Raw genomic sequence first — 5,386 nt, 5'->3', positions numbered from 1 at the left:
TTTGATAAAATTTCATTTGATGCGCCTGTTTTTTGCCTTTTTTGTCAGTGTTAATAAGAAGGACAAGTTTTCCTCCTTCATCAGTACATATGGCACAGTTATGAAAAGAGGTGTCCTATATTATAGGACCAGAATCAAAGACGCGAATGGTAAGCTCGTAGCTATCTATCTACGCAAAAACACCTGAAGAACTATACAACAAAGAAACGCTTGCGTTGGAACAGATAAACTTGTATTGTTCGAGGCAAAGAACTATAATGTACTCTGTGGAGGTGCAGAATGGATTATATGACACTAAAAGAGGCCGCCGAAAAATGGGGCGTGACACCTCGTAGAGTAAATTACTATTGCGCTGCTGGGCGTATCCCCGGCGCTGTAAAGATGGCTGGTGTTTGGCTGATCCCAAAGAACGCAGAAAAGCCGATTGACGGAAGGACAAAACAAGGGAAGGGGTTGCATCATGAATAAAATCCTGATTATAGATGATGACAGAGAACTGTGCGCTTTGATTAAACGTAGCGTACAAGCAGAAAACATAGAAGCTGATTTTTGTAATACCGGAAAAGAGGGCTTACAAAAATTAAGAGAGCAGGAGTATCAGCTTGTGGTGCTGGATGTGATGATGCCTGGTATGGATGGCTTTGAAACGCTGGAAGAAATCCGCAAAGAGAACAGTCTGCCGATTTTGATGTTCACATCTAAAAATGACAGCATTTCTAAAGTACGGGGCTTACGGGCCGGAGCGGACGATTATCTTACAAAACCGTTTGATATGGATGAACTGATTGCCCGTATTGCGTCTCTTATTCGCCGCTACACTCGCTTTAATCAGCAAGCTGGAGCCATACAAAAGCTAAATTTTGACGGATTGCAGATTGACCTTGAAAATCGTTCTGTTACTACATCAAACGGCACTTTTGAACTGCCCCCAAAGGAATTTGATTTGCTCCTGTACTGTGCAAAACATCAAGGGAAAATTTTGACCAAACAGCAGATTTATGAGGAAGTATGGGGCGAAGAATATTTCTATGATGACAGTAATATTATGGCGATTATCAGCCGACTTCGTAAAAAATTAGAAGTCAATCCTTCAAGCCCAAAGTATATACAAACGGTCAAAGGGATTGGCTACCGGTTTAATAAGGAGGTGTAGTCAGCATGGAAATTATCGTATTCTTGTCCATTGTGATTGCTGTTGTGGCTGTATTGACTTCCATCGTTCTCGTTCGGCGTGTAAAAAAACAAATCGCAGAAATGACCGATGCACTGGTTGATGTGAAAAACGGAAATGGCAACCGGCGTATTCTATCTGCAACAAATGAACTGACAGCACCTCTTGCCTATGAAATCAATGAGATCGTTGTGTCCTATGAAAGCAGACTTTCGATTGTACGGCAGACAGAAGAAACCAACCGCCAGCTTATGACGAGCCTTTCCCACGATGTGCGAACGCCCCTTACTACTCTGATTGGGTATCTTGACGCTGCACACAAAGGACTGGTCACAGGAAAAGACCGGGATGATTATATTGAAACCGCCTGCCGGAAAGCCCATGATCTGAAAGAATATATTGATGTACTCTTTGACTGGTTCAAGTTAAATTCAAACGAGTTTGCTTTGGAGATCCAGAGTGTTGAGGCCGCAGAGCTGACAAGAAATATCCTCATTGACTGGATACCGATTTTTGAGGATAAACAGGTTGATTATGACATTGATATTCCTGAACAGCCTGTCCGGGTAAGATTAGATATGGATAGCTATATGAGGATCATCAATAACCTTATTCAAAATGTAATCGCTCATAGCCATGCAGACAAAATTAAAATTTCCCTATCGAAGAAGGAAAACAGCATGGAGCTGTTGCTGGCGGATAATGGAGTGGGAATTGAGAAGGAAGATTTGAAACACATTTTTGAACGGCTCTATAAGTGTGACAAAGGACGGTCTGAAAAAGGAAGCGGTCTTGGTCTTTCTATTGTCCATCAGCTTGTAGAAAAGATGGGGGGAAGTATAACAGTTGAAAGTGTACCGGGAAAAGGAACTGAATTTACTTTGCTTTTTCCTTTGAAAAGTTAAGCGGGTTCCCGTCTTTATGGCGGGAGCCTTTGTCGTTTTGTCAGATTTCAAATTGCAAGGTTAATGCAAGGTTGCGGCAAGGTTAATGCAAGGTTGGCATGATAGAATACCTTACAGAACAGGAGGTTTTGAATATGGATACAAATTATATCATTAAAACAAAAAATCTGACAAAGCAATACGGCTCACAAAAGAGTGTGGCTGACTTAAATATCCATGTCAAGCGTGGGAGAATTTATGGTCTGTTGGGTAGAAACGGAGCCGGAAAAACCACAACTATGAAAATGCTGTTGGGCTTAACGAAGCCGACTTCCGGGGAGGTCAAAATCTGGGGAAAGTCTTTGCAAGGGAATGAAAAGAAGCTGCTCCCCCGCATTGGCAGTCTAATTGAGTCCCCCGGCTTTTATCCGAATCTGACCGCAACGGAAAATCTGCGTATTTTTGCTACTCTACGGGGAGTGCCGAACAGCCATGCAATCAAGGACGCTCTGGATTTGGTCGGGCTTCCTTACAAGGATAAAAAGCTGTTTTCGCAATACTCTCTTGGTATGAAGCAGCGGTTGGCGATCGCCCTTGCCGTTATGCACGATCCGGAACTTTTGATTTTGGATGAGCCGATCAACGGTCTCGATCCCATCGGTATTGCAGAAGTACGATCCTTTATTCGAGAGCTTTGCGACGCAAGAGGAAAAACTATTTTGATTTCCAGTCACATTCTTTCGGAGATTTCTTTGCTGGCTGACGATATTGGAATTATCGACCACGGCGCGTTACTGGAAGAAGAAAGCCTTGCTGAGCTGGAGCAAAAAAGCAGTAAGCATATCCGTTTTACGCTCTCTGATACTGCACAGGCGGCAAGAATTTTGGAACGCAATTTCCATGAAAACCATTTCTCCATACAGGACGACCACAATCTGCGCCTGCACAACCTGGATCTGCCTGTGGGGAAAATTGTAACTGCCTTTGTAGAAAACGGATTGGAGGTATCGGAGGTGCATACTTGTGAAGAAAGTCTTGAAGATTACTTCAAGCGTGTGACAGGGGGAGAAGGAATTGCTTAAACTAATCAAATGCGAATTTTTGAAATTAAAACGGAAGCCATTGGTATTTATTTCCCTACTGCTTTCTGTTTTCATGCCATTGGCTTATGCTTTCTTTCTGGCAGATGTAAACACTGATGTGGATGCTGTAAATGGAGTGATGTCCAGCCTAATCCAGCTTAGTGCATATTTGCTTTTGATGCCGCTTCTTGTGATACTGGCTTCGAATCTGTTGTTTGAGGAATTTGATAATGACACACTGAAAAACCTTGTTACCGTACCGGTAAATAGAACCAAGCTGGTGCTGTCCAAGATGCTGGTTTTACTGTTGTTTGCCGTTGGCTTTATGGCAGTTGGAGGATTGGTAAATCTTGCGGTTTTGTTGTTTCAGGGTTGGGAACCGGTTGGGTTTTGGACCTTGTTTGGCGTTGGAATTGAAGAAGGGCTGATTATGTGGGTGGGCGCACTTCCCTGTATTCTGCTCGTTGTTCTTCTTAATAAAAACTATATCGTGTCTGTCGTGATTACCTTTTTCTATACGATTGCGAATTCTATCCTTTCCACGAACGATATGTTTCTCACACAGCCTTTTGGTTTGAACATAGGAACCCTGTTTCCGGGGCCGCTGGCCTTCCGCTGGACATTCCAATTTTATGACCAAAGCCAGACCAGTGCGGAGTTAGCAGATTTGTTGGAACGGGTCAGTCCGTATTTTCTGAATGGTGTTCAGGTATTCGGTGTGATTATTGTGGAAGCCATTGTATTTCTTGCGCTGATTGCATTTGTTTACCGGCGACAGGAAATCTAAGGGGGTGTGACTATGTGGAACTTATTAAAATCGGAATTACTGAAACTGCGCCGGTGCCAGATTCTTTTGGTAGGGCTGGTGGCGCTTGCACTCTGTCCTTTGGTTCAGTATGGAAGTCAGTTGATTGTGGAGGCAGAGTACCGAAATCCAAATTATGATTTTTCTGCACTATTTGAAAATGTTGTTTGGGGAAACACTCAGATATTCCTTCCAATTTCACTGGTAATGATTGGAGGATGGCTTATAGACAGAGAATCCACTCATGATACACTGAAAAACATCATGACAATTCCTGTTTCTATGCCGAAAATGTTGGGAGCTAAGTTACTTTTAGTCGGTATGCTTGCAGTTCTGCTGGGAATATACAGCGTTGGCATTACCTTGATTACTGGATTGACGGTTGGATTATCGGGACTGACAGCGGAAGTGTTTTTTCATGGAGGTACGCAGATCGTGTTAGCGGCTCTGACGACCTATTTGGTCTGTATGCCGCTGATCCTGATTTTTGGGCAGATCCGAGGGGCATATCTGGGCGGTTCCATTCTGGCGTTCTTCCTTGGATACAGCATGTTGTTTTTCAAAAGTGGTATCCTTGCCAGCATCTATCCGTTCTCTGCTGCGCTGATTTTAGTGGGATTTGACATGAGTGAATATGCCGGAACAACCACATCCTCAACCCCTTTGTTGGCGGTCATTGGGGTTGGCATCATGGTTCTCTGGGCGGTGCTGTTGTTACTGATGTCCAGTAACAAAAAAGAAATGAAATCCCGTAAACAGGCAAATGCCAAGGGAAAAGGAAAGCGTGCTGTACGCAGGAAAGGAAGGTGATAGCTGTGAAGAAAATAGTTTTATCATTATGCCTGATACTATTGGGTGCTTCTGTGCTTTCAGGTTGTACAAAAGACGAATTTCTCGATCAGTATAACAATATTGTTCAGTCTGCTGGTTCCATAGCGCTTACCGGAAATTCATCCTTACAAGGTACGAAAGAAAAAGGAATTGATGATTATACAGGAAGCTATACAGCCAACTATGAGGATTTTTCAGGTACAGAGTATTTGTTCGGAGGAACTTCCATAAAGCGTGAAGCTGGTAAGGATCTGTCTATTGACTGCGCGCTGGAGGTTACGGAGGGAACTGCAAAAGTATTTTGGATTTCTGGAGCTGATGAAGCAGTCACTTTGTTTGAAACAACCGGAACATATAGTGATACAATTACACTCCCTGAAGGTGGAAACTATATCGGCATTGAATGTGAGAATTTCACTGGAAACATTGAATTAAATATTGAATAATACTCTGCCGGACGACGGCAAAAGAAAAAAAGCCGTCGTAGAGCTGACATATTTTCATGCCCATTTGAAACGGCGGCTTTGATTTTCAGAGCCGCCGTTTCTTTGCGCCTACACAAACCTATGACGACTTGCAGGGACACGGTAGCCGATTGGAGGTTATTTTGCCG

The 5,386-nt window shown here is 43.2% G+C and carries 7 protein-coding genes and 1 pseudogene; all 8 read left to right on the top strand.

What is annotated here, in order from left to right; all coding sequences use genetic code 11:
- Positions 1-100 precede the first annotated feature (100 nt).
- Positions 101-227, top strand: a pseudogene (locus G4417_RS17635) (site-specific integrase); the annotation flags it as partial.
- A 52-nt stretch (positions 228-279) separates the two neighbouring features.
- Positions 280-468: a helix-turn-helix domain-containing protein gene (locus G4417_RS16305; protein WP_002596317.1), complete on the top strand. Its 189-nt coding sequence runs from the start codon at positions 280-282 to the stop codon at positions 466-468.
- Entirely contained in the window at positions 461-1,153 is a 693-nt protein-coding gene (locus G4417_RS16300) for a response regulator transcription factor (RefSeq protein ID WP_008705950.1), read from the top strand. Before G4417_RS16305 ends, G4417_RS16300 begins: the two co-directional genes overlap by 8 nt.
- A 5-nt stretch (positions 1,154-1,158) precedes the next feature.
- Positions 1,159-2,076 carry a sensor histidine kinase gene (locus G4417_RS16295; protein WP_173684209.1) on the top strand — a complete coding sequence of 306 codons (918 nt, stop codon included), beginning with the start codon at positions 1,159-1,161 and terminating at the stop codon, positions 2,074-2,076.
- A 134-nt stretch (positions 2,077-2,210) separates the two neighbouring features.
- Positions 2,211-3,137 carry an ABC transporter ATP-binding protein gene (locus G4417_RS16290; protein ID WP_173684208.1) on the top strand — a complete coding sequence of 309 codons (927 nt, stop codon included), beginning with the start codon at positions 2,211-2,213 and terminating at the stop codon, positions 3,135-3,137.
- Positions 3,130-3,924 carry an ABC transporter permease gene (locus G4417_RS16285; RefSeq protein WP_173684207.1) on the top strand — a complete coding sequence of 265 codons (795 nt, stop codon included), beginning with the start codon at positions 3,130-3,132 and terminating at the stop codon, positions 3,922-3,924. Before G4417_RS16290 ends, G4417_RS16285 begins: the two co-directional genes overlap by 8 nt.
- A 12-nt stretch (positions 3,925-3,936) precedes the next feature.
- The gene (locus G4417_RS16280; protein WP_117659145.1) at positions 3,937-4,752 is read left to right on the top strand and encodes an ABC transporter permease; all 816 of its coding nucleotides are present in this window, start codon (positions 3,937-3,939) and stop codon (positions 4,750-4,752) included.
- Between the two features lie 5 nt (positions 4,753-4,757).
- Complete coding sequence (locus tag G4417_RS16275; RefSeq protein WP_025581214.1) at positions 4,758-5,219, top strand: hypothetical protein; 462 nt, start codon at positions 4,758-4,760, stop codon at positions 5,217-5,219.
- Positions 5,220-5,386: the final 167 nt, after the last annotated feature.

The organism is Blautia wexlerae (assembly GCF_013300825.1).
Taxonomy (GTDB): domain Bacteria; phylum Bacillota; class Clostridia; order Lachnospirales; family Lachnospiraceae; genus Blautia_A; species Blautia_A wexlerae_B.
The sequence above is the reverse complement of the archived record's forward strand: the minus strand, read 5'-3'. Positions and strand labels throughout refer to the sequence as shown.

Coding starts and splice junctions, on each gene's coding strand:
- G4417_RS16300 (WP_008705950.1), top strand. CDS start 461: ATGAATAAAATCCTGATTATAGATGATGACAGAGAACTGTGCGCTTTG.
- G4417_RS16280 (WP_117659145.1), top strand. CDS start 3,937: ATGTGGAACTTATTAAAATCGGAATTACTGAAACTGCGCCGGTGCCAG.
- G4417_RS16290 (WP_173684208.1), top strand. CDS start 2,211: ATGGATACAAATTATATCATTAAAACAAAAAATCTGACAAAGCAATAC.
- G4417_RS16295 (WP_173684209.1), top strand. CDS start 1,159: ATGGAAATTATCGTATTCTTGTCCATTGTGATTGCTGTTGTGGCTGTA.
- G4417_RS16305 (WP_002596317.1), top strand. CDS start 280: ATGGATTATATGACACTAAAAGAGGCCGCCGAAAAATGGGGCGTGACA.